The sequence below is a fragment of the Acutalibacter sp. 1XD8-33 genome, assembly GCF_003612555.1.
Classification (GTDB): Bacteria; Bacillota; Clostridia; order Oscillospirales; family Acutalibacteraceae; genus Acutalibacter.
In genome coordinates, this window is the sequence record NZ_RAZF01000080.1 from 1 (window position 1) to 1,602 (window position 1,602).

Annotated in this window: 1 protein-coding gene; it reads left to right on the forward strand. The window is 48.8% G+C overall.

What is annotated here, in order from left to right; translation table 11 throughout:
* The first annotated feature begins 258 nt into the window (after positions 1–258).
* A complete protein-coding gene (locus tag D7X94_RS17870; protein ID WP_120429168.1) occupies positions 259–1,476 on the forward strand; it encodes an IS110 family transposase in 1,218 nt (405 codons plus the stop codon).
* The last annotated feature ends 126 nt before the right edge of the window (positions 1,477–1,602 follow it).

Consider the following 1,602-nt stretch of genomic DNA (forward strand, 5'->3'; position numbering starts at 1 on the left):
TGAAAGGCGCGGCAGCCAACCGTGCCTTTTGCTGTCTCAAAGCTGAAACTGTAGAATGAGGGAGAAAAAGGCCTGACAAACAATCCCTTGGGCTGGCACGCGCGTTATGGAGTCTGTCAGCCGTCTCTTTCATTCGCAGTATTCGATTTGCGCAGGTAGAACCATCGAACTTGTACGGTGCGTTCGTGTCACACAGGAGATTGAACAAGCGGAGAGAAAATAGAGACAGGAGCCATATCAATCATACAGGAGGGACAGATGAACGCAGTAGGAATAGACATATCCAAAGATAAAAGCATGATGGCAGCGCTACAACCAATGGGTTATGTTGTTCTCAAGCCAAAGGAGTACCTGCATACCGGGACAGGCTTAGAGCATTTGGCACTGGATATCCTTGCACTGGGGGAAGATACGCGGGTGCTGATGGAGGCTACTGGACGGTATCATGAACCGGTAGCGGCGGTTTTGCGCAAGTATGGTGTTTGGGTCAGCGTTATTAATCCACTATTCATCAAGCAGAGTGGCGGTGGTTCGATCCGCAAGGTAAAAACCGACAAGGCAGACGCCATGAAAATAGCCAAGTATGCTCTTGACAACTGGGTGGATTTGCGGGAATATATACCTATGGAAAATACCCGTGAGCAACTGAAATTGTGTTCCCGTCAGTACAACCTCTACATGAAGAACGTGACAGCGCTGCAAAACAATCTCATTTCCCTCACAGACAAAGCCTTCCCGGGAGTGAATGAACTGTTTTCCAGCCCGGACCGGGCTGACGGGAGCCAGAAATGGATAGATTTCATTATGACCTTTTGGCATTGTGAGTGTATCAGTCTGGTGAGTGAAACAGCTTTTACCGAGCGCTACCGGAAGTGGTGCAAACGGAGGGGATACCATTTCAGCGCTCTAAAATCAGCAGAATTATACGCAGGCAGTACAAGGCACATCGCTACCCCTCCCAAGAACAACAGTACAAAATTTCTCATTACCACTGCCGCCAAGGAACTGGCGTTTGCAAAAGCTACTCTGGCTGCCATGCGTACCGAGATGACCCGGCTGGCCCAGCAGCTTCCGGAGTACGAAACGGTTCGTGCCATGTACGGTGTGGGCGAGAAGACAGCCCCTCAGCTAATAGCTGAGATCGGTGACGTACGGCGTTTTCCCCGCCGTAGTTCCATTGTGGGCTTTGCTGGTGTTGACCCAGCGGTAGATGATTCTGGCAAACATATTTCTAAAAGCAATCCCACAACGAAGCGGGGGTCTCCACATCTGCGCAAGACCCTATACCAGATCGTCTGCACCTATCTAAGAAAAGCTCCTGCTAATGAGCCTGTCTACCAGTTCTTAGATAAAAAACGGGCTGAAGGAAAACACTATTTTGTCTACATGACCGCCGCCCAGAACAAGTTCCTGCGTATTTACTATGCACGGGTCAAAGAGTGCCTGAACACTACTGACTCCTTGTATACGCCATAGCTTTAGAGGACACTATGATCCTCATTTCCTTGGCCTGCAAAAAATCTCAGCTTGCAGGCTTGGTTTGGTATACACTTTTTCATTTTCTAAAAAATTTTCTATTTCCTCTATCTTGGGGCTTGACTT